24 protein-coding genes, 2 tRNA genes and 1 other RNA gene are annotated in these 19,139 nt (G+C 69.6%); 15 read left to right on the top strand and 12 right to left on the bottom strand.

All coding sequences use genetic code 11. The features are described from left to right. Position 1 precedes the first annotated feature (1 nt). Positions 2–736 carry an ABC transporter permease gene (locus ACIBHY_RS18890; RefSeq protein ID WP_397257492.1) on the bottom strand — a complete coding sequence of 245 codons (735 nt, stop codon included), beginning with the start codon at positions 734–736 and terminating at the stop codon, positions 2–4. Then, positions 733–1,641 (bottom strand): ABC transporter ATP-binding protein, encoded by a 909-nt coding sequence (locus ACIBHY_RS18885; RefSeq protein ID WP_397257490.1) that lies wholly within the window; start codon positions 1,639–1,641, stop codon positions 733–735. Before ACIBHY_RS18885 ends, ACIBHY_RS18890 begins: the two co-directional genes overlap by 4 nt. Positions 1,642–1,749: 108 nt before the next feature. Between ACIBHY_RS18885 and ACIBHY_RS18880 the strand changes: the two genes are divergently transcribed. The 3 genes from ACIBHY_RS18880 (at position 1,750) to dnaN (ending at position 4,988) form a co-directional block, all read left to right on the top strand. Then, on the top strand, positions 1,750–3,174 hold the full coding sequence (locus ACIBHY_RS18880) for a sensor histidine kinase (RefSeq protein WP_397307318.1): 1,425 nt from the start codon (positions 1,750–1,752) through the stop codon (positions 3,172–3,174). Continuing rightward, the gene (locus tag ACIBHY_RS18875; RefSeq protein WP_397257486.1) at positions 3,168–3,821 is read left to right on the top strand and encodes a LuxR C-terminal-related transcriptional regulator; all 654 of its coding nucleotides are present in this window, start codon (positions 3,168–3,170) and stop codon (positions 3,819–3,821) included. The genes ACIBHY_RS18880 and ACIBHY_RS18875 overlap by 7 nt, the downstream gene beginning before the upstream one ends. 66 nt (positions 3,822–3,887) lie before the next feature. After that, a complete protein-coding gene (gene dnaN / locus ACIBHY_RS18870) occupies positions 3,888–4,988 on the top strand; it encodes a DNA polymerase III subunit beta (RefSeq protein ID WP_397257484.1) in 1,101 nt (366 codons plus the stop codon). A gap of 271 nt (positions 4,989–5,259) precedes the next feature. Here the strand turns inward: dnaN and ACIBHY_RS18865 are convergent, their stop codons facing one another. Further along, positions 5,260–5,694 (bottom strand): MarR family winged helix-turn-helix transcriptional regulator, encoded by a 435-nt coding sequence (locus tag ACIBHY_RS18865; protein WP_397307317.1) that lies wholly within the window; start codon positions 5,692–5,694, stop codon positions 5,260–5,262. A gap of 60 nt (positions 5,695–5,754) precedes the next feature. On the opposite strand from ACIBHY_RS18865, the gene ACIBHY_RS18860 reads away from it, so the two are divergent. Continuing rightward, positions 5,755–6,039, top strand: a complete 285-nt coding sequence (locus tag ACIBHY_RS18860; protein ID WP_379613098.1) for a hypothetical protein — start codon at positions 5,755–5,757, stop codon at positions 6,037–6,039. A 6-nt stretch (positions 6,040–6,045) separates the two neighbouring features. Here the strand turns inward: ACIBHY_RS18860 and ACIBHY_RS18855 are convergent, their stop codons facing one another. The 5 genes from ACIBHY_RS18855 to upp form a co-directional block, all read right to left on the bottom strand. Next, the gene (locus tag ACIBHY_RS18855) at positions 6,046–6,723 is read right to left on the bottom strand and encodes a FadR/GntR family transcriptional regulator (RefSeq protein WP_379613099.1); all 678 of its coding nucleotides are present in this window, start codon (positions 6,721–6,723) and stop codon (positions 6,046–6,048) included. 148 nt (positions 6,724–6,871) lie between these two features. Further along, positions 6,872–8,212 (bottom strand): helix-turn-helix domain-containing protein, encoded by a 1,341-nt coding sequence (locus tag ACIBHY_RS18850; protein ID WP_397307316.1) that lies wholly within the window; start codon positions 8,210–8,212, stop codon positions 6,872–6,874. A gap of 97 nt (positions 8,213–8,309) precedes the next feature. After that, entirely contained in the window at positions 8,310–8,840 is a 531-nt protein-coding gene (locus ACIBHY_RS18845; protein ID WP_397257476.1) for a PH domain-containing protein, read from the bottom strand. A gap of 252 nt (positions 8,841–9,092) precedes the next feature. Further along, positions 9,093–9,317, bottom strand: a complete 225-nt coding sequence (locus tag ACIBHY_RS18840) for a hypothetical protein (protein WP_184959181.1) — start codon at positions 9,315–9,317, stop codon at positions 9,093–9,095. A 111-nt stretch (positions 9,318–9,428) separates the two neighbouring features. Further along, positions 9,429–10,067, bottom strand: a complete 639-nt coding sequence (upp, locus tag ACIBHY_RS18835; RefSeq protein ID WP_397257474.1) for a uracil phosphoribosyltransferase — start codon at positions 10,065–10,067, stop codon at positions 9,429–9,431. A 154-nt stretch (positions 10,068–10,221) separates the two neighbouring features. On the opposite strand from upp, the gene ACIBHY_RS18830 reads away from it, so the two are divergent. From ACIBHY_RS18830 to ACIBHY_RS18810, 5 genes are all read left to right on the top strand, one after another. Further along, entirely contained in the window at positions 10,222–10,731 is a 510-nt protein-coding gene (locus tag ACIBHY_RS18830; RefSeq protein ID WP_397106192.1) for a tRNA adenosine deaminase-associated protein, read from the top strand. Positions 10,732–10,747: 16 nt separating this feature from the next. Next, a complete protein-coding gene (locus tag ACIBHY_RS18825) occupies positions 10,748–11,224 on the top strand; it encodes a tRNA adenosine deaminase-associated protein (protein WP_397257472.1) in 477 nt (158 codons plus the stop codon). Positions 11,225–11,238: 14 nt separating this feature from the next. Then, positions 11,239–11,676, top strand: coding sequence for a tRNA adenosine(34) deaminase TadA (gene tadA, locus ACIBHY_RS18820; RefSeq protein WP_397106188.1), 438 nt, complete (start codon positions 11,239–11,241; stop codon positions 11,674–11,676). Positions 11,677–11,686: 10 nt separating this feature from the next. After that, positions 11,687–11,773, top strand: a tRNA-Ser gene (locus ACIBHY_RS18815). Positions 11,774–11,889: 116 nt separating this feature from the next. Further along, entirely contained in the window at positions 11,890–12,273 is a 384-nt protein-coding gene (locus ACIBHY_RS18810) for a hypothetical protein (RefSeq protein WP_397257470.1), read from the top strand. 3 nt (positions 12,274–12,276) lie between these two features. Here the strand turns inward: ACIBHY_RS18810 and ACIBHY_RS18805 are convergent, their stop codons facing one another. Further along, on the bottom strand, positions 12,277–12,576 hold the full coding sequence (locus ACIBHY_RS18805) for a type II toxin-antitoxin system VapB family antitoxin (protein ID WP_379613156.1): 300 nt from the start codon (positions 12,574–12,576) through the stop codon (positions 12,277–12,279). Positions 12,577–12,689: 113 nt separating this feature from the next. Continuing rightward, the gene (locus tag ACIBHY_RS18800) at positions 12,690–13,640 is read right to left on the bottom strand and encodes a neutral zinc metallopeptidase (protein ID WP_397257468.1); all 951 of its coding nucleotides are present in this window, start codon (positions 13,638–13,640) and stop codon (positions 12,690–12,692) included. A 91-nt stretch (positions 13,641–13,731) separates the two neighbouring features. On the opposite strand from ACIBHY_RS18800, the gene ACIBHY_RS18795 reads away from it, so the two are divergent. Together ACIBHY_RS18795 and ACIBHY_RS18790 are read left to right on the top strand one after the other, a co-directional pair. Continuing rightward, entirely contained in the window at positions 13,732–14,355 is a 624-nt protein-coding gene (locus ACIBHY_RS18795) for a LysE family translocator (RefSeq protein ID WP_397257466.1), read from the top strand. Between the two features lie 16 nt (positions 14,356–14,371). After that, positions 14,372–14,833, top strand: a complete 462-nt coding sequence (locus ACIBHY_RS18790; protein WP_397257464.1) for an NUDIX domain-containing protein — start codon at positions 14,372–14,374, stop codon at positions 14,831–14,833. Here ACIBHY_RS18790 and ACIBHY_RS18785 read toward each other — a convergent pair. Further along, positions 14,830–15,285: a hypothetical protein gene (locus ACIBHY_RS18785; RefSeq protein ID WP_397307315.1), complete on the bottom strand. Its 456-nt coding sequence runs from the start codon at positions 15,283–15,285 to the stop codon at positions 14,830–14,832. The two genes, ACIBHY_RS18790 and ACIBHY_RS18785, sit on opposite strands and share 4 nt — an antisense overlap. 105 nt (positions 15,286–15,390) lie before the next feature. Here ACIBHY_RS18785 and ACIBHY_RS18780 point away from each other — a divergent pair, with 105 nt between their 5' ends. Together ACIBHY_RS18780 and ACIBHY_RS18775 are read left to right on the top strand one after the other, a co-directional pair. Further along, on the top strand, positions 15,391–15,843 hold the full coding sequence (locus tag ACIBHY_RS18780) for a helix-turn-helix transcriptional regulator (protein ID WP_397257565.1): 453 nt from the start codon (positions 15,391–15,393) through the stop codon (positions 15,841–15,843). 5 nt (positions 15,844–15,848) lie between these two features. Next, positions 15,849–16,256, top strand: a complete 408-nt coding sequence (locus tag ACIBHY_RS18775; RefSeq protein ID WP_397307314.1) for a VOC family protein — start codon at positions 15,849–15,851, stop codon at positions 16,254–16,256. Positions 16,257–16,321: 65 nt separating this feature from the next. Here the strand turns inward: ACIBHY_RS18775 and ACIBHY_RS18770 are convergent. After that, positions 16,322–16,406 (bottom strand) — tRNA-Ser (locus ACIBHY_RS18770). An 83-nt stretch (positions 16,407–16,489) separates the two neighbouring features. Between ACIBHY_RS18770 and ffs the strand changes: the two genes are divergently transcribed. Next, an RNA gene (ffs, locus tag ACIBHY_RS18765) (signal recognition particle sRNA small type) lies at positions 16,490–16,585 on the top strand. Between the two features lie 30 nt (positions 16,586–16,615). After that, positions 16,616–19,138 (top strand): DNA polymerase III subunit gamma and tau, encoded by a 2,523-nt coding sequence (locus tag ACIBHY_RS18760; RefSeq protein WP_397307313.1) that lies wholly within the window; start codon positions 16,616–16,618, stop codon positions 19,136–19,138. Position 19,139: the final 1 nt, after the last annotated feature.

Genomic DNA, 19,139 nt, shown 5'->3' with positions numbered 1-19,139 from the left:
GTCACTCCCACCGGAACAGCCGTACGGCCAGCCCGCCGAACACCAGCAGCCCACCGGCCATGACGGCCAGGTGCGGCAGCTGGGGCGCATTGCCCGCCCAGGTGTCGCGCAGGGCCTGGGCGAACGGCCCGGCCACGGAGAAGTCGCCGATCGTGCGCAGGACCGGGGACATGAGCTCGCGCGGGATCCACATGCCCGCGACGAACATCAGCGGAAACATGATCACCGATCCGACCGGCGCCGCCACCTTGCTGTTCTTCAGCATCGCCGCGACCACCAGGCCCATGGCCAGGAGCGCGGCCGTACCGAGGAGATAGACGAGGGCGAAGGCGACGGGGGCGCGCGGCGGCACGGTGCCGAGCACGAGACGGGCGCAGACGATGAGCGTCAACGTCGACAGGGCGGCGATCGAGAGGTTGATGACGAGCTGGGCGGCCAGGACGCGCGCCGGATGCACGGGCGTGGTCGACATCCTGCGCAGCACGCCGCGCTCGCGGTAGGCGGTCAGGGTCGAGGGCAGGACGGTGAACGCCAGCGTGAGCAGCGCGAGCATGGTCATCATGGCCGGCATCTGGGTGTCGTTGAGCGACTGGCCGCTCAGCTCGGGCTTGCGCTCGGAGAAGCCCGGCATGCTGCCCAGGACGAGCAGCAACGCCAGCGGCAGCGCGACGGTGAACGCGATGCCCGGCCATTCGCGCAGCTGGAGCTTGGTCTCGACGGCGAGGATCTTCATCATGGGATGAGCTTCTTTCCGGTGATGGCGAGGAAGGCGTCGTCCAGGCTGGCCTGCTCGATGCGCAGGTCGGTCGGGACGATCTGGTGCTGTGCCAGCGCGAGCGTGACGGCGGGCGCGAGGTTGCCGGAGCCGCTGACGACGAGCCGGGCGCCGCTGCGCTCGACCGACCGCACCTCGGGCAGGGCGAGCAGGACCGCCTCGTCCACGGGGGAGGAGGGCCGGAAGCTGACCTCCTGGTCACCGTCCACGGACGCCACCAGCCCGGCGGGGGTGTCGATCGCGGCCACCTTGCCCCCGTCGATGAGGGCCACGCGGTCGCAGAGCCGTTCGGCCTCCTCCATGAAGTGGGTGACCAGCAGGACCGTCACGCCGTCGGCGCGGATCCGCTCCACGAGCTCCCACACGTCGCGCCGCGCCTGCGGGTCGAGTCCGGTGGTCAGCTCGTCCAGGACGGCCACGCGCGGCCGCCCCACCAGCGCCAGCGCCACCGACAGCCGTTGCCGTTGGCCGCCGGAGAGCTTGGCGAACGTGGCGTTCCGCTTGGCGGTCAGGCCGACCAGGTCGAGCAGCTCCGGCCAGTCGGCGGGGTCGGGGTAGAAGGAGGCGTACAGGTCCATGGCCTCCCACACCTTGATGCGCTCGGGCAGCTGGGAGCTCTGCAACTGGGCGCCGAGGATGCGGCGCAGCCGGTCGCGGTCGCGGCCGGGGTCGATGCCGGCCACGCTGATCTGGCCGCCGTCGCGGCGGCGCAGGCCGGAGACGCACTCGACGGTGGTGGTCTTGCCGGCCCCGTTGGGCCCGAGGATGCCGAAGATCTCGCCTTCCTCGACGGAGAACGAGACGTCCTCGACGGCCACATGGTCTTTGTAGCTCTTGCGGAGGTTGGTGACTTCGATCAGGTCCATGCCTCAGACGCTAGAAACACCCGGTCCACGGCGGAATCGCGCTAGCTGCCAGGCAAGGGTGTACTTAGATGCAGTGTCTGATTCGCCGGGTTCCTGCACACTGAGGGCATGAGATTCGGTCGCGCCATGCTCCTGCTCGCGATGGCGTTCGTCGAGGTCGGCATGGTGCTGGTCGCGTTGCCGATGCTCACGCTGGCCTTCGCGTTCGGCATGGTGTTCCTCTATCCGCCGCAGGTCATGATGGTCCGGTGGGCGGCCGAGCTGACCCGGCGCTGGGCTCGGGAGTGGGCCGGGGTCGAGATCGCCTCGCCGTACCTGCCGAAGCCGCCGCCGGCGCAACCCCAGCCGGACGGCTGGTACCGGCACGACCGTACGCTCTACAAGACTCCGCGGATTCCCGACTGGAGCAACCGCTGGAAGTGGCTGATCAGCGACGCGGCCTCCTGGCGGGACTCGCTGTGGCTGCTGTGGGACCCGATCGTCAAGATCACGCTCGCGCCGCTGCTCATCTTCCTGCCGCGCGTGGGCGTCCGGCTGTACGCCCTGTGGGCGCGTGCCCTGCTGGCGCCCACCGCGGCGAGCCTGCTGGCGGGGCGGGTACGCCACCTGGACAGGGTGCGCAATCTGGCCAACGACACGCAGGCCGCCGAGATGCGCAGGATCGAGCGGGACCTGCACGACGGCACCCAAGCCAGGCTGGTGGCGCTCGGCATGACGCTCGGCGCCGTCGAGGAACTCGTCGAGAAGGACCCGGCGGCCGCCAAGGCCCTGCTGGCCAAGGCCCGCGACGCCTCGGCCGACACGCTGACCGAGCTGCGCCGCGTGGTGCGCGGCATCCACCCGCCCGTGCTGGCCGAGCGGGGCATCGGCGACGCCGTACGGGCGATGGCGATGGACAGCCCGCTGCGTGTCGAGGTGGACGTGGACCTGCCGCACCGCCCCGAGGCGCCCGTGGAGGCGGCCGCGTACTTCGCCGTCAGCGAGCTGCTGTCGAACGCCGCCCGCCACGGTCAGGCGGAGCGCGCCCACGTCGACATCAGCCAGCACGACGGCGACCTACGCATCACCGTCGAGGACGACGGCCTGGGCGGCGCCGACCCCGCCAAGGGCAGCGGACTGGCCGGGATCGAACGCAGGCTGGCCGCCTTCGACGGCGTCCTGGCCCTGCACAGCCCGCCCGGCGGCCCCACCACGGTCACGATGGAGCTGCCGCGCTCCCTGCCGGAGAAGTGGTCGTCCGGCGCCCTGCCCAAGATGCCGCTGTGGAAGACCTGCGTGGTCGTCTTCCTGTGGCTGACCGCCTGGTGCCCGTTCTTCCCGCAGGGCCTGGTGGCCGCGATCTTCAAGATCTTCTCCATAGACGAGAAGGCGTGGTTCCTCGCCCTCTACCTGCCGGAGCCGTGGCAGTGGCCGGTCATCGCCCTGATGATGCTGGTCGGCGGCAGTATGTACGTGGCGGCCGTCCTGATCCCCGCGACCCATTCCCACAAGGGCCAGTGGGCTCCTCCCCGCCTATCATTCAACCGATGCTGAACCGCGTTCTCATAGCAGAAGACCTGTACCTGCTCCGCGACGGACTCGTCCGCCTTCTCCAGGCGCACGGCTTCACGGTCGTGGGCGCGGTGGAGACCGGTCCCGAACTGCTGAAGGCCCTGATCGAGCTGCGCCCCGACGTCTCCGTCGTGGACGTACGGCTGCCGCCCACCCTCACCGACGAGGGCATCAAGGCCTCCCTGGAGGCGCGCAGGAAGATCCCCGGCCTGCCGGTCCTGGTGCTGTCCCAGCACGTCGAGCAGCTCTACGCCCGCGAGCTCCTGGCCGACGGCTCCGGCGGCATCGGCTACCTGCTGAAGGACCGCGTCTTCAACGCCGACCAGTTCGTCGACGCGGTACGCCGCGTGGCGGCCGGCGGCACCGCCATGGACCCCGAGGTCATCTCCAAGCTGCTGGCCAGCAACGCCCGCAACGAACCCTTGACCGCCCTCACCCCGCGCGAACGCGAGGTCCTGGAGGTCATGGCCGAGGGGCGTTCCAACGCGGCGATCGCGCAGCGCCTGTACCTGAGCGAGAGCGCGGTGGCCAAGCACACGGCCAACATCTTCGCCAAGCTCGACCTGGCGCCGTCGGACGACGACAACCGCCGTGTCCTGGCCGTTCTCACCTACCTCAACAGCCGGTGACGGGCCGCTTTGTCGGTGGCACCGGATACCTTCATAGGAGGCAGGTGACACGAAAGGGTAGATCAGGTGAAATTCCGGGTTAGCCGTGATGTGCTGGCAGACGCGGTGGCATGGGCGGCCAGGGTGTTGCCCAGCCGGCCTGTCGTCCCCGTGCTGTCCGGGCTGCTGATCGAGGCGAGCGACGAGCTGAGCCTGGCGGCGTTCGACTACGACGTCTCCGCCCAGGCCAGGGTCGAGGCCGACGTGGCCGAGCCCGGCAAGGTGCTCATCCCCGGCCGCCTGCTGGCCGAGATCAGCCGCAGCCTGCCCGCCGAGGACGTCCAGATCGTGACGGAGGGCGCCGAAGCCATCCTGACCTGCGGCAGCGCCGAGTTTGGCCTGATCACGATGCCCGTCGACGACTTCCCGACCCTGCCCACCATGCCGCCGGGCATCGGCGCCATCGGCGGAGGCGTGTTCGCCAGTGCGGTGACGCAGGTGGCGCCCGCCTCCAGCCGCGACGACACGCTGCCCATGCTGACCGGCATCCGCGTCGACATCGAGGGCGAGAACGTCGCGATGGCGGCCACCGACCGCTACCGCATCGCCGCCCGCGACTTCACCTGGCGCCCGGCCCGGCCCGACGTGGCGGTCTCCGCGATGGTGCCCGCGCGGGTGCTGGTCGAGGTGGCCAAGTCGTTGCGCGGCGGTGAGGTGCTGATCGCGATGGGCGACGGCGTGGCCGGCTTCGAGAGCGTGGGCAGGAGCACGACCGTACGCCTGCTCGACGAGCAGTTCATCGACTACCGCACCCGCCTGACCGCCGACTGGTCCATCCGCGCCGACGTCCGCGTGACGCCGTTCGTGGAGGCGATCAAGCGCGTGGCGCTGGTGGCGGAGCGCAACACGGCGATCAGGCTGACGTTCAGCAAGAGCCAGGTGCTGATCCAGGCGGGCGGCGGCGACATCGGCCGCGGCACCGAGGTCGTCGAATGCGAACTGCGCGGCGGCGACGACATCCAGATGGCCTTCCAGTCCCACTTCCTGCTCGACGGCCTGACCGGCGTGGAGACGGAGCTGGCCCGCATCAACATGGAATCCTCCACCCGCCCCGCCCTCATCCAGGACGTCCCCGGCGACGCCGAGCCCGAGTTCCGCTATCTCGTGATGTCCCTCCGCCAGGGATAAACCCTCACCATCCGTTACGGCGAAGCCACCCCCACGCCACCCGCCGCCGTGCGCGGGCGGCGATCGGGGGGATCGCTTCTCACGTCGGACGGATGCCCCACCGCAACGGCCCTCCGACAACCACGATCCCGAGCCCCCAATACCGAGCACCCGCAAGGCAGCCCCAGCGCCGCTCAAGTCGGCGGTGCTGCCTTGCGGGTGTGACGAGAAGTGCCGAGGCGGCGCCGCCCCGGCTCAACGGGCGGCGAGCGGTCCTGGGTGGGATGGAGGGTCAGGCGGTGATTTCGCGGAACACGCGTTTGAAGGCCGCCCACTCCGCGTCCCCCACCTTGGCCGCGTGGCGGTGTTCGATCTGTTTCACCAGTTCGTCCGCCTTGGCCATCTGGTCCAGTCCCAGCTCCGTCGGCACGATCAGCTTGGCCCGCCGGTCCTTCGGATCTGGCCGCCGTTCCACGTACCCCAGCTCCACCAGCTCATCCACCAGCGTCCCGATGACCTGCTTGTGCTGCCCCGACTGGGCGGAAAGGTCGGTGGCGCGGCTGCCTTCGGGATCCAGGTAGGCGAGGACGGCGCCGTGCCGGGGCCTGATGCGGCTGTGTCCCTGCTTGGCGATGGTGGAGAACAGCTCCCGCTGGAAGGCGAACAACGTCCGGCCGGCGAGAATCCCCAGGTCGGGGTCGATCTTCTTGTGCTCGCTGCGCCGCACGGCAACCTCCATATAGTCACTAATATTGACTATCATCAATCCTTACTATACCTTAGCCGCATGACGACAACTGTGGAACTCACCCGTTTCAAGGCGGCCAGAGCCGACGAGCTTCTGGCCGCGCGCCCCGCCATGCTGGCCGACTTCGCGAAGGACCGTGCCGGGTTCCTGAACGCCCGCCTGGTGCGCCTGCCCGGCGACGAATGGCTGGACGTCGTCGAATGGCGATCGCCCGCGGACTTCGCCGCCTCGCGGGAGAAGGGCGCCAACCTGCCCGGGATCGCGGCCTTCTTCGCCGCGATCGACGCCCTTGTGGTGGCCGAGGAGGGTACCCGTGAGGACTGAGGAGGGTCAGCTCTCGTCGGTGAGGGCGATGAGAATGTGCTCCATGCACGCGTGCCCGGCCCGCTCCGCCGCGGCGGCGTCGCCGGCGGCGATGGCGCGGGCGATCGCGTCGTGCGGGATGTAGCTCTTGTTGAGCGAGGTGCCCGCGGCGGTGATGCTGGCCCGCAGCGCGGCCGAGAAGTCCTCGTACAGGTCGATGAGCACCAGGTTGTGCGTGGCATGCGCGACGGCCATGTGGAAGGCCAGGTCGGCCTCCACGAACGCGTCGGGGTCGTCGGCCTCCCAGGCGCGGTCGCGCTCGGCCAGACGGCTCTCGATGTTGAGGATGTCGGTGTCGGTGCGGCGGGTGGCGGCCAGGCGTGCCGACTCGACCTCCAGCGCGCGGCGTACCTCGAGGATCTCCAGCTGTTCCGCCTGACGCAGCCGGCGCAGCATGGCCCCGGACAGCTCGCTGGTGGCCCGTACGTAGGTGCCGTCGCCCTGGCGGCAGTCGAGCAGGCCGGCGTGAGTGAGCGCGCGTACGGCTTCCCTGACGGTGTTGCGACCGACCCCGAGCTGCTCGGCCAGAACGGTCTCTGTCGGGATCTTGCCGTTCAACGGCCACGACCCTGACGTGATCTGCTCCTTGAGCTGATCGATCACCTGGTCCACGAGCGATGCCCGCTGTGCCGTACGCAGACTCACAGTCTGCCTCCTCCGGGGAAACCAATCATCCTATGAGTCAATGACTGGTAGACCCTAATTATTCCTGCCTGAGAGGCGCAAGTCTAAGCCTGCCGGGCAGGTGCCATCACCAGGGCCTCCACCGAAAGGCCCTGGTCAGCGGAGTCGGCTAACTGCTGCCGTGCGTGATCTGGGCGTCGGCTGTAACCCCCGCCATGAACGAGCGTACGCCTGCCGCTTCGAGCGCCCTGCGGTAGGCCGCCGTCTGCTGGCCGGGCGCGTTCGCCTCGCCGTAGAGGTCACCGAGCTCACGCCAGGAACGCGCGGCCTGCCGGTCGGAGCCGTACATCGGACGGCCGAGCCCGGCGAGCACGTCGCGGGCGGCGTCCAGGTGTACGAAGGCGTCGCCGCCCAGCCCCATCGAGACCTTGGCGATCACCAGGTGCGCCTCGGCCTTGATCGGAGAGCTCGCGAGCAGGTCGATCGCGGCTCCGGCCAGCTCGCCCGCCTTGGCGGGCTCGCCGGCGCGCAGGCGTACCTGGGCGTGGGCGACCAGGCTCTCGCCGTGCTCGGCCGCCGTGCCGGGCAGCCCGGCGAAGACGGTCGTCGCGGCGGCGGCGAGTACCTCGGCCTCGTCGACCGAAGAGGTCTCCAGCTTCGCCCACCGCATGGCGGTGACGGCGAGCTGGCGCCCGATCCGGCCGGCGCGACCGGCCATGATGGCATCGTCGGCCAGGCGGACCGCCAGAGCGGAGTCCTCGCCCGCGGCCGCGGCGATGCTCGCCTGCCACAGTGCGTGGATCTCTCCGGAACGGTCCACAACAAGCGATACGCCACTCACGTCCAGCACTTGCTTGACGAAGGTGATCGCCGCCGAGTCGCCCTCCCCCTGCGTCTCGATCAGCGCCGCGGCGAGGTCCACCGCGAGCTCACCCTGCATGATCGCCAGCCTGGACGCCTGCGCGAGCGCGTTCGCGGCCAGGTCGCGTGCTCTCAGCCGGTCGCCGGCCCGCTGGTAGCAGCGGCTCAGCGCGACGGTCAGCGGCAGGTCGGCCAGGCGCTCGGGATGAGCGGCGGCCTCGCGGCGCAGCCGTTCGAACGCCTCGACGGCCTGCCCGAGGCGGCCCTGTGCTTCGAGCGCGCGCGCACGGCCGAAGCGGGCCTGCGCGGTGAGCATCGCGTTTTCCTCGTCCGCGGCCTTCACGATCTCGGTGAAGCGCTCGGCTGCCGTGGCCGCGTCGCCGTGCTGCAGCTCAAGCTCGGCGTGTCTCAGCCCGAGCTCGGTGTCGATGCGCTGCCTTGGCTCGATGCCGTGCAGAAGGAATTCGGTGGTGCAGCCCAGCCGTTCGGCGAGAAGGCGGGCCACGACAGGAGTCGGCGTACGCTTGCCTGACTCGATGAGTGAGACGTAACTGTCTGACAGGTCGGGCCCGGCCAGCTGGGCCTGGGACATCCGCCTGTTCAGCCGCAGTCCTCGGACGCGGTCACCGATGGTTCCCTGACTCGGCATCTCATCTCTCAAGGCGGGGAAGGGTCAACAACACGCAAATGATTGCATGAAGTAGCCGAATCGGGTATCCCCGCCTGAAGAATTCCCTACGTGGAGATTAATCGTCCCCCTCGTCCTTGCCGGGGAAAAGCATCTGGCAGACCTCCAGATACAGGGTCTCGGGGTAGGGAATGTACTCCACGTTGGACAGGGCCTGGTCCTGGCCCGCCGACTCGAGGATGAACTCCCCGTAACCGAGCATGCGCCCCAGCAGGGACCGCTGGAAGCTCATGTCCGTGACCTTCTGCAGCGGCATCATCGCGACCTTACGGGTGATCAAACCCGTGGTCAGCAGCATCCGCTTCGAAGTAACCACAAAGTAGTCAACCGACCACTCCGCGACTTTCCATACAAAACGGATCAAGAGCAGCAACCAGAGCCACCAGACGACAACGAGGGCCGTGCCGCCCCCCTTGTCGCCGAAGAACTTGCTCAGCAGCCCGGCGATGATCAGGCCGCCGAAGACCTCGGCGACCGGACGGAGCAGCACGGCTGGGTGACGCCGCACCATGATGACCTGGTGTTCGTGGGGGAGTAGGTAGCGGTTGACCGACGACGGAGCAGAGTCCCCGTGGGTCACAAGTCTCATGCGAGGCTGTTCACAAATTGAGCCAGCGAGTCGGCCGCGTTGAAGACCGTGTCGAACGCCCCTCTGACCGCGTCAGCGGCGTCCGCTGGTCGCGCGAACAGGTAGTACGCAACGAATGCGATACCACCGTAGGTGAGGACTTTTTTGACCTGCACTGTCGCCTCCGTACCACTTACCCACTACACCCGCCGTATACGTTACCCACTACCTAGCCGGGGTAAAGCGCAACTGCGCCGGTTAGTTGTGATCTTCTTAGCCGCGCTCGCTGGCCACGAGCGCCAGGACGTGAAGGTGTTTGCGCGCGATCCGCTCGACGAGGCCCGCATGGGCGTAGCCGGTCACCTCTAGCGCACCGTAATGAGCGGCTTCGACGCAGCGTGTGACCGTGGTCGCGGAGTGGACGCCGGCGAACTCGTCGCGCAGCGCCGTCTCGACGTCCGCGTACGGACTCGGATCGGCTTCGGTGCGATCGCTCATCGTGCTCCCTCACGCCCGCATCCCGGAAAATGGGACGGCTTCCTTACTCTTCGTACCCACACAAACACAGTATGTAACGAAGGGCAGGTCCATGGAGAGGGAAAGAGGTTCTCAGACCACGCCGTAGAGACGGTCGCCGGCGTCCCCGAGGCCGGGCACGATGTAGCCGTTCTCGTTCAGCCGCTCGTCAAGAGCGGCCGTGACCACGCGGATGGGCTTGCCGGAATTGGCGAACACCTTGTCCATGTGCGCCAGGCCCTCCGGCGCCGCCAGGAGGCAGAGCGCCGTCACGTCGACCGCGCCCCGGTCGAACAGGAACTGGATCGCCGCGGCCAGCGTGCCGCCGGTGGCCAGCATCGGGTCCACGACGTAGCACTGCCGGCCGGACAGGTCGTCGGGCAGCCGGGTGGCGTAGGTCTCCGCCTGGAGCGTCGACTCGTTGCGGATCATGCCCAGGAACCCGACCTCCGCCGTGGGCAGCAGCCGCGTCATGCCCTCCAGCATGCCGAGCCCGGCCCGCAGGATCGGGACCACCAGCGGGTACGGCCGCGCCAGCCGTACCCCATGAGCCTCGGCGACGGGCGAGCGCACCGTGACGTCGGTGACCCGGACGTCACGAGTGGCCTCGTACGCGAGCAGAGTCACCAGTTCGTCCGCGAGCCTGCGGAACGTCGGCGAGTCGGTGCGGACATCCCGCAGCGCGGTGAGCTTGTGCGCCACCAAGGGATGATCGACGACGAGGGTTTCCATAAGGGACAACGCTATCTTGTGTGGAACGTACCGGCACGTCGCGGAACTGGTTTTGATCACAATTTGGTCGGAGCCGCCCACGGCGGGTAGGCACGTCTGGAACGATTGGGTGCCCTACTAGTGGCCGTCAGGTCAGGGATCGGGTGGATGGACGATGGCAGACGAAGACGCCCTTGATTTCGCCGTCGTGGTCTACCGCGAAGACGGCTGCTGGGACGCCGAGCTCCTTCCTATCGGGCTCACCTCCGACCTGCACGGCCTGATCCACGCGCTACGCCAGCAGCCGAGCGAGAGCGGCACGATTGGCCTGGTCGCCGTGGGGGATGAGTTCTTCGTGGCGCTGCGCGTTCTCGGTGAGCGGGTCGATGTCTTCCTGTCCGACATCGCCGCCTCCTGGGACTTCCCGCTCGCCCAGCAGGTCCTCGAGTACATCGACGTCCCGATCCCCGACGAGGATGAGCTCGACGAGATCCTCCAGGACGAGGACACGGTGCTGCCCGCGGGCGACCTGTCGATCTTCGCCGACCTCGGGCTCGACGAGATGGAGCTGGGCATCCTGTCCGGCGACATCGACCTGCTGCCCGAGGACGTCCTGTCCAGCATCGCCGGGCGGCTCGGATTCTCCGAGCCGTTCGAGCGCGCCATCGAATCGGTCTTCGGCTGACTCACGGGAGTTCGGGATGGCCTCTAACACCTTCTCTGCGGCGTTCGTCAGGACCGAGGACGGCTGGAGCGGTGCCGAGGTCGACCTCAGCGCGGCCGAGTTCGTCGACGATCTCGGCGACGCCGTACAGGAGAGTCTGGGCCTGACCGGCGACGAGCTGGCGCTGCTGTGCGTCGAGGTCGAGGACGAGTGGTTCGCCATCGCCCGCTACACCGGCGAGGAGGAGCCGCGCGTCTTCCTGTCCGACGCGCACGCCGGCCTGACCGACACCCTCGGCGAGCTGTTCGCCGAGTTCGCCGGTGTCGCGCCGGAGACGGAGGGCAACGGGCTCGGCGTGAAGCCGTCCGGCGACTTCGAGCTGCTGAGCGACCTCGGCGTCAGCTCCGAGGAACTCCTGGAGCTCAGCATGGAGGAGGGCGTGCTGCCCGCCGACGTCCTGTCGGTCATCGCCGAGCGCCTGGCCTTCGCCGACGAACTGGACCGCCTGCGTTGACCCACGCGGCCGCCATGCGCCTGGCGCTCCAGGAGGCCCGGCAGGCCGGGGCGCGCGGCGAGGTCCCCGTCGGCGCCGTGATCCTCTCCGCCGAGGGCGAGGTCCTGTCCCGCGCGGGCAACGACCGCGAGGCGAGCGCCGACCCCACCGCCCACGCCGAGATCCTCGCCGTACGGCGGGCCGCCACCGCACGCGGCGCCTGGCGCCTGACCGGCTGCACGCTCGTGGTCACCCTGGAGCCGTGCACCATGTGCGCGGGAGCCGCCGTGCTGGCCCGGGTGGACCGGATCGTGTACGGCGCGGTGGATCCGAAGGGCGGCGCCGTCGGCTCGCTGTGGGACGTCGTCAGGGACCGCCGGCTCAACCACCGCCCCGAGGTCGTCATGGGCGTGCTCGCGGATGAGTGTTCCGCGGTACTTAAGGAGTTCTTCGCCACTCGGCGGATCCGGTAAGCTCGTCGGCGGTGGTGTCGCCTAGTGGCCGAGGGCGCACGCCTCGAAAGCGTGTGATGGGGCAACTCATCCGTGGGTTCAAATCCCACCACCACCGCCTGGCACAAGAGCCGCCGACCCGGACCGGGCCGGCGGCTCTTCGCGTTTCTTGTGACCGTCCGCGATGACGTGTGATCATGGGCCGACTTGACTGCTTCTTTACCGGGGGTTTCCGTGAAACGTCTGATCGCGCTCGTCTCCGGCCTGGCCCTGGCCGGGACGCTGGTCGCGGCGCCGGCCCAGGCGGCGGCCGCGCCGGTGCGGCTGAAGCTCAGTTTCGGATGGTGCGAGTCGGCCTGCGCGATCCGCATCAAGGTGATCAACAACAGCCGTCGCAACATCGCCTGGGTGGGAGGGACCTGCCGCCTGCACATCAACGGCCGGTACGTCGGCAAGGGCACCATCTACGTGGGCCCGATCAAGCGCGGCCACTCCCGCACCAGCACCTGCAACGTCGTGGACGACCGCCTTGAGGACGCCTGGTACGACTTCCAGGACGACGGCGGCCTCTGGCAGCGCTACGCGAGCGTCAAGGCGAAGCCGTACTTCCGTCGCTGAGCGTCAGCTCGGGGGCAGTTCGAGGACCCTGGCGTGCAGGATGGACCGCTGGTGCAGCGCGGCGCGCAGTGCCCGGTGCAGGCCGTCCTCCAGGTAGAGCTCGCCCTGCCACTGGACCACGTGCGGGAACAGGTCGCCGTAGAACGTCGAGTCGGCGGCCAGCAGCGAGTGCAGGTCGAGCATGGCTTTGGTGGTGACCAGCGAGTCGAGCCGGACCTGCCGCGGTGGTATCTGCGCCCACTCGCGGTGCGTCAGACCATGTTCGGGATAAGGACGTCCGTCGCCGACCAACTTAAAGATCACCCATTGATTTTAGGAGAGAATCCGATTTCTCGCGCTCTCCACCGCCGTCGGCCCAGGCCGGCCCGCGTCGCATTCGCCGCGAACACCGGCGGTGTGGCCGCCGGGGAAAGCCCTCAGATCGCTCCGGTGAACGTGTCGCAACGCTTGGGGTCACCGGTCTGGTAGCCGACCGTGAACCACTTCTCGCGCTGCTGCGAGGTGCCGTGGGTGAACGCGTCGGGCGTCACCCGGCCCTGGGCCTTGCGCTGGATGCTGTCGTCGCCGACCGCGGCGGCCGCGCTGAGTGCCTGGTCGATGTCGGCCTGGGTGAACGGCTGGCTGTAGAAGCCGGTCTTGACGGCGTTGTTCGCCCAGACCCCGGCGTAGCAGTCGGCCTGCAGTTCCAGGCGTACGGCTCCGCTGCTCGCGCCCTGGCGGCTGTCGCCGACCCGGTTCATGGTGCCGAGGAGGTTCTGGACGTGGTGACCGTACTCGTGGGCGATGACATAGGCCTGGGCGAAGGGACCGCCTTCGGCGCCGTAGTCGCGCTGGAGGGTGTTGAAGAACGTGAGGTCGAGATAGACCTTGCGGTCCCTGGGGCAGTAGAAGGGGCCGACAGCGGAGTCGGCCGCGCCACAGGCGGTGTTGACGGCACGGGAGAAGAGCACCGTCTTGGCCGGTGTGTAGGCGCTGCCGCCGCGCGCGGCGAAGGCCTGCTTCCAGTACGTCTGGATGCTGTTGACGATGCCGACGACGCGGCAGTCCTCGGACTGGTCGGCGTCGGCGCCGGTCTTGCAGCGCTCGGCCAGGTTCCCGCTGGGCGTGACGGCCGGCGCGGGCGGCGCCTGACCGCCTCCCTGCGGTTGCTGCTGCTGGTCGCCGGTGAACGGGGACGGGACGATCTTGAACACGAACAGCGCCGCCACCGCCAGGATGATCAGCAGGCAGCCGCCGCCCTTGCCGCTGATCGGCAGCGACGCGCATCCGGCCGGCATCATCCCTCCGCCGCCGCCCTGCTTCGGGCCGGTCGCTCGTACGTCCTCGATCTCGGACGGGTCGAGCTTCGCGTCATCGTCGAACTGCATGTGAGACGACTTCCCGGGTAGCGGCCCTACTACGCTCCGTAATCGGCCATTTCTGGCACCAGGTTACCCTTGCGGGGTGACAGCTGGTTTGTTGGGAATTGCACTGGTTTCGCTGGGCATGGTGCTGACGCCCGGCCCGAACATGATCTACCTGGTCTCGCGGTCGATCACCCAAGGCCGGCGTGCCGGTCTGATCTCACTCACGGGCGTGGCGCTCGGCTTCACCGTCTACCTGACGGCGACGTGCCTGGGACTGACCGCTCTGTTCGCCTACGTGCCCGCCGCCTATACGGCGTTGAAGCTGGCCGGCGCGGCGTACCTGCTGTGGCTGGCCTGGAACACCATCAAGCCCGGCGGCGTCTCCGCGTTCGAGGCCCGAGAGCTGCCCGTCGAGCGGCCGCGCAGGCTCTTCGCCATGGGTCTGCTCACCTGCCTGCTCAATCCAAAGATCGCGATCCTGTATCTCTCGCTGCTCCCGCAGTTCATCGACCCGTCGATGGGGCACGTGCTCCTGCAGAGCCTCGCGCTGGGGTCGGTCCAGATCTTCATCGGCACGCTGGTCAACGCGCTGATCGCGCTGTCGGCGGGCGCGCTGGCGGCGTTCCTCGCGACGCACCCGCGATGGGTGCGCGTCCAGCGGTACGTGACCGGCAGCGTCCTCGGCGCGATGGCCGTCCACATGGCCACCGACCGCACCAAGGCGGTCGTCGCCTGAGGCCTAGGGTGATCGCGTGGATGACTTCTGGATGTCGGTGAACAAGCTCGTCGCCGCCGCCGCGGCCTACATCACGGACCCGCGGGGGCGCGTACTCCTGGTCAAGCCCAACTACCGCGACCACTGGAACTTCGCAGGAGGCCTGATCGACGAGGGCGAGCACCCCTCGCAGGCCTGCGCCCGCGAGCTGGCGGAGGAACTCGGCCTCGCCACCACGCCCGGCAGCCTGCTGGTGACCCAGTGGCTCATGCCCCTGGACACCTGCCCGCTGCCGTCGGTCCACTTCATGTTCGACTGCGGCACCCTCGACCCCGGCACCCCGATCACCCTGCAGGCCGAGGAACTCGACGACTACGGCTTCTTCCCCATGGAGACCGCCGCCGAGCTGCTCCGTCCGCACGCCTTCGCGCGGCTGTCGGCCGCGGCCGCCGCGCGCGACTCCGGCGCCCCGAGCTTCCTGGCGCCGGAGGACGCCTAGCCGGCCGGTCCCGCGCGCCGGGTCGCCCGCGCGTAGGACCGGACCGTCGCGGCCATCAGGCCGAGCACCACGATCCCGAGCACGCCGTGGTACCACCGCCAGCCCACGCCCAGCCCGAAGAACCCGTCCGCGATCATGACCACCATGCCCGCCCCGACGCCGAGGAACGCGACCCCGAGCCCCGCCAGCATCAGCGGACGCGGCACCCGGCGCCCCACCCTGGTCACCGTGGACAGGAAGAGCGCCGCGCCGATCAGCCCGTTCGCGGCGGCGAACCACTGGGCCGTGGTCACGTTCATCACGTCACGGGCATAGGCCACGTACTCCTCCGCCGGCACCACCGGCCCGCCGGGGAACCCCAGCTTCCCCTGGGCCGCGAACACCGCCTTGCCGGCGCCGTACCCGAGGAACAACACGGTCATCGTGTACGCCGGCCAGCGCGCCATTTCCATGCCCCGAACGTAGGCAGGCGGGCCGCGCGATCCCTCCCCCGGACGGGGGAGACCACTCCCACGCAAAGGGGACGGCGTGGACAGCGCGCCGGTCCGCAGGGCAGGCTGGGAGCCGTGACCGGCAGATCCGACCCGCGCCTGCGCGAGCTCGTCCTGCTGCGCCGCGTACGTGACCGGATCGACCGCGACTACGCGCAGCCACTGGACGTGGAGGCGCTGGCACGCGGCGCGCACATCTCGGCCGGGCATCTCAGCAGGGAGTTCCGCGCCGTCTACGGCGAATCGCCCTACAGCTACCTGATGACCCGGCGCATCGAACGGGCCATGACCCTTCTGCGGCGCGGCGACCTGTCGGTCACCGAGGTCTGCTTCGCGGTGGGCTGTTCGTCGCTGGGCACGTTCAGCACCCGGTTCTCCGAACTGGTCGGCATGTCGCCGAGCACCTACCGCCGCCTGGCCGCCAAGGACGCCGACGGCATCCCCGCGTGCGTCGCCAAGCGGATCATGCGACCGATCAGGAATCGAGAAGCGGTCACCGCGCGTGCCGACCTACCGTGAGGTGCATGAACCTCACGATTCACCTGACATTCCTGCCCGCCGACGACCCTGAGAAGTCGCTCGCCTTCTACCGCGACGCGCTGGGCTTCGAGGTGCGCAAGGACGTGGGCTACGAAGGCATGCGCTGGATCACGGTCGGGCCGCCGGGCCGGCCGGAGACGTCGATCGTCCTCGAACCGCCCGGCAGCGACCCGGGCCTCAGCGACGACGAGCGCCGCACGATCGCCGAGCTGATGGCCAAGGGCAGCTACGCGGGCATCGTCCTGGCCACCTCGGACCTGGACTCCACCTTCGAACGCGTCCAGGCCGCCGGGGCCGACGTCGTCCAGGAACCGGCCGACCAGCCGTACGGCCTGCGCGACTGCGCCTTCCGCGACCCGGCGGGCAACATGGTGCGCATCAACCAGATCTGAAGGGTCCGCCCCGAACGCAAAAAGAGGTTGTGCCGCTGATCACGGCACAACCTCTCCAGGCTGAGCGGAGGATAGGGGATTTGAACCCCTGATAGGTTGCCCTATACACGCTTTCCAAGCGTGCGCCCTCGGCCACTAGGCGAATCCTCCGCGGATGAGCTTACCGGACTCCCGGCGGTCTGGAGACCACGATTTCGCTGCAACAAGCACTGCCGGTTGTGGCTAGACTGTCCAAGGACCCCTCGCGCGGCGTCATCCTGTGAACCTCCCCAGGGCCGGAAGGCAGCAAGGATAAGCGGGCTCTGGCGGGTGTGCGGGGGGTCTCTTCGTTGGGAGCCCCCTGCAGGCGGGATGGTCGCATGAGCCTTGCGCTTTACCGCAAGTACCGCCCCGGGACCTTCGCGGAGGTCAAGGGGCAGGATCACGTCACGGAGCCGTTGCGCCAGGCGCTGCGCATGGGCCGCATCAACCACGCGTACCTGTTCAGCGGGCCGCGCGGGTGCGGCAAGACCTCCAGTGCCCGAATCCTGGCGAGAAGCCTCAACTGCGAGAAGGGCCCGACTCCCGACCCCTGCGGTGAATGCGAGTCGTGTGTGGCGCTGTCGGCCACCGGGCCCGGCCACCTCGACGTGATCGAGATCGACGCCGCCTCCCACGGAGGCGTGGACGACGCGCGCGACCTGCGGGAGAGGGCGTTCTTCGCCCCCGTGTCCGCGCGCTACAAGATCTACATCATCGACGAGGCGCACATGGTGACCCGCGAGGGTTTCAACGCGCTGCTGAAACTCGTCGAAGAGCCGCCGCCGCACCTGAAGTTCATCTTCGCGACGACCGAGCCGGAAAAGGTCATCGGCACGATCAAGTCGCGTACCCACCACTATCCCTTCCGGCTGATGCCGCCCGCGACGCTCCGGGCGCTGCTGGAGGAGATCCTCAGCTCCGAGAACGTTCCTTTCGAGCCCACCGCGCTGCCGCTCGTCGTGCGCGCGGGCGCGGGCTCGGCGCGTGACTCGCTGTCCATCCTCGACCAGTTGCTCTCGGGCGCCGAGGATGACGGCGTCACCTACGCCAAGGCCGTCTCCCTGCTCGGCTACACCGACGGCGACCTGCTCGACGAGGTCATCGGCGCCTTCGCGGAACGTGACGGGGCCAAGGTCTTCGGCGCGGTCAACCGCGTCATCGAAGGCGGCCACGACCCGCGCCGCTTCGCCGCCGACCTCCTCGAACGTTTCCGCGACCTGGTCATCCTCGCCAACGTTCCTGAAGCCGCCTCAAGCGGCCTGCTCGACCGCCCCGCCGACGAACTCGAGCGCTTGGTGCTCCAGGCAGCCTCCATGGGCCCGGCCGAGCTCACCCGCGCCGCCGAGGTCTTCAACGCGGGCCTCACCGAGATGCGCGGCGCCACGTCGCCGAGGTTGCTGCTGGAGCTCATGTGCGCGCGCGTGCTGCTGCCGGGCGCGGCGGCGGGCGAGGAAGCGCTGCTGGCCCGTCTGGAGCGCTTGGAGCGCGGCGGCGTGGTCGCCCAGATGGCCGCCCGCACCCCTCTCTCCTCCGGTACGGCAGGCGCCTCCGGTCACCCGGGTGCCTCCGGCGGCGCTGGAGCGGTCTCCGGTGGCGTGGGGGCAGGTGACGCGGGCGCCGCTGCACAGGGCGGCCCCGGGGCCCAAGGCAATCCGGGCGGCGCGGCGGGCGGCGATTGGCCTGACGCGGTGCGGCCCGGCGCCGGTGGTTCGGGCATGGCCGGTGGCCCGGCGGTCGGGTCCGGCGGTTCGGCGGGAGTACCTGGCGAGTCGGCGGGAGTGCCTGGCGGGTCTGTCAGTGGGTCTGGTGGGTCTGGCGGTGGGCTTGCGGGTGACGGCACGGCCGGTGGTGGCGCCGGTGCGACCGTCGGCGGGCCGGGGGCCGCGGACGCCGGTGGCGTGGCGGCCGGGCAAGCGTCCGGTGGGCAAGTGGCTGCCGGTGGGCCCGGGGCGATTCTGTCGCAGTGGCCTGCCGTACTGGCGGCGCTGAAGCAGCGGAGCATCGTCGTCTGGGCGAACGTCAGCACCAACGCGCAGGTCGTCGGCGTCGAGGGCAACATCGTCACGCTCGGCTTCGCCCAGGTCGGCGCGATGAAGAACTTCACCGGCGGTGGCAAGGACGCCGTCGTCGCCAGTGCCTTGGGCGACGTCCTGGGTGGCAAGTGGCGGGTGGAAGCGGTGGTCGGCGGCTCACCAGCCCCCGGCGGTCGCGGTGGCGGCCCCCAGAGCGGCCGCCCCGGCCCACAGGGCGCCGGCCCGAGTCCGCAGGGCAACCCGGGTCCGCAGGGAAGCCCGGACCAGCAGGGCGGCAATCCGGGTCAGCAGGGCAACCCGGGCCCGCAGGACGGCAACCCGCCGAGTCCCTCTGCCACCCAGCAGGGCAACCCTGGCAACCAGCCGGCCCCCGAGCAGAGCGCACCGGGCCCCACCGCGCCGGACAACCCGCCCCAGGCGCAGGCTCCAGTAGCCACAGCCGAGGACGCCACCGGCTCGGCGAGAGCGAGAGCGACGGCGACGGCGACCACCGACGAGTCGTGGCCCGACGCGCCCGACGACATGAGCCCGGGTTCGCCGCCGATGCCCGATCCCGGACAGGCGGCCGCGCCGAAGGCCGGTGGCGGCATGGCCGCGGCCCGTTCCGCGGCTCAGGCTGCGGCCCAGTCGGGCCCGCGGGCCCCCAAGCCCCGCCAGGGCGGTGCCTCCGCCTGGCCGGACGCGGTGCCGAGCCGGAGCAGGAGCGCCGACTCCGACGAGGTGGACCCGCTCAACGACGCCGACGCCGACCTCGACGCCGTGGGCGGCATGGCCCTGCTCCAGCGCGAACTCGGTGCCCAGGTCATCGGCGAGATCGACCACACGTAAC

Origin of the sequence: Nonomuraea sp. NPDC050547, assembly GCF_044457345.1 — a bacterium.
In the GTDB taxonomy this organism is placed as follows: Bacteria; Actinomycetota; Actinomycetes; order Streptosporangiales; family Streptosporangiaceae; genus Nonomuraea.
Note: the sequence above shows the minus strand (reverse complement) of the source record. Positions and strands in the feature narration are given on the sequence as shown.

What these genes read in the sequence shown, in the direction of transcription:
- upp (WP_397257474.1), bottom strand. Translation starts at nt 10,067, where the DNA reads ATGGAAACCCTCGTCGTCGATCATCCCTTGGTGGCGCACAAGCTCACC.
- ACIBHY_RS18840 (WP_184959181.1), bottom strand. Translation starts at nt 9,317, where the DNA reads ATGAGCGATCGCACCGAAGCCGATCCGAGTCCGTACGCGGACGTCGAG.
- ACIBHY_RS18800 (WP_397257468.1), bottom strand. Translation starts at nt 13,640, where the DNA reads ATGCAGTTCGACGATGACGCGAAGCTCGACCCGTCCGAGATCGAGGAC.
- tadA (WP_397106188.1), top strand. Translation starts at nt 11,239, where the DNA reads ATGCGCCTGGCGCTCCAGGAGGCCCGGCAGGCCGGGGCGCGCGGCGAG.
- ACIBHY_RS18775 (WP_397307314.1), top strand. Translation starts at nt 15,849, where the DNA reads ATGAACCTCACGATTCACCTGACATTCCTGCCCGCCGACGACCCTGAG.
- ACIBHY_RS18830 (WP_397106192.1), top strand. Translation starts at nt 10,222, where the DNA reads ATGGCAGACGAAGACGCCCTTGATTTCGCCGTCGTGGTCTACCGCGAA.
- ACIBHY_RS18885 (WP_397257490.1), bottom strand. Translation starts at nt 1,641, where the DNA reads ATGGACCTGATCGAAGTCACCAACCTCCGCAAGAGCTACAAAGACCAT.
- ACIBHY_RS18850 (WP_397307316.1), bottom strand. Translation starts at nt 8,212, where the DNA reads ATGCCGAGTCAGGGAACCATCGGTGACCGCGTCCGAGGACTGCGGCTG.
- ACIBHY_RS18785 (WP_397307315.1), bottom strand. Translation starts at nt 15,285, where the DNA reads ATGGAAATGGCGCGCTGGCCGGCGTACACGATGACCGTGTTGTTCCTC.
- ACIBHY_RS18880 (WP_397307318.1), top strand. Translation starts at nt 1,750, where the DNA reads ATGAGATTCGGTCGCGCCATGCTCCTGCTCGCGATGGCGTTCGTCGAG.
- ACIBHY_RS18760 (WP_397307313.1), top strand. Translation starts at nt 16,616, where the DNA reads ATGAGCCTTGCGCTTTACCGCAAGTACCGCCCCGGGACCTTCGCGGAG.
- ACIBHY_RS18890 (WP_397257492.1), bottom strand. Translation starts at nt 736, where the DNA reads ATGATGAAGATCCTCGCCGTCGAGACCAAGCTCCAGCTGCGCGAATGG.
- ACIBHY_RS18860 (WP_379613098.1), top strand. Translation starts at nt 5,755, where the DNA reads ATGACGACAACTGTGGAACTCACCCGTTTCAAGGCGGCCAGAGCCGAC.
- ACIBHY_RS18875 (WP_397257486.1), top strand. Translation starts at nt 3,168, where the DNA reads ATGCTGAACCGCGTTCTCATAGCAGAAGACCTGTACCTGCTCCGCGAC.
- ACIBHY_RS18825 (WP_397257472.1), top strand. Translation starts at nt 10,748, where the DNA reads ATGGCCTCTAACACCTTCTCTGCGGCGTTCGTCAGGACCGAGGACGGC.
- ACIBHY_RS18845 (WP_397257476.1), bottom strand. Translation starts at nt 8,840, where the DNA reads ATGAGACTTGTGACCCACGGGGACTCTGCTCCGTCGTCGGTCAACCGC.